Raw genomic sequence first — 232 nt, forward strand, 5'->3', positions numbered from 1 at the left:
AAGTAGGTAGTTTATTAACACGAGGTCCATATACAATTCGTGGTTACTATAAAGCCGAAGAGCATAATGCACGATCATTTACAAAGGATGGGTTTTATCGCACAGGTGATCTTGTAAAAGTAAATGAACAAGGATACATCATTGTAGAAGGAAGAGATAAAGATCAAATTAACCGTGGTGGTGAGAAAGTTGCTGCGGAAGAAGTTGAAAATCATCTATTAGCACACGATGC

1 pseudogene is annotated in these 232 nt (G+C 37.5%); it reads left to right on the forward strand.

What is annotated here, in order from left to right:
- Positions 1-232 (forward strand): annotated as a pseudogene (locus RT27_RS31905) (AMP-binding protein); the annotation flags it as partial.

The organism is Bacillus sp. L_1B0_5, from assembly GCF_000836715.1.
Lineage (GTDB): Bacteria > Bacillota > Bacilli > Bacillales > Bacillaceae_G > Bacillus_A > Bacillus_A thuringiensis_S.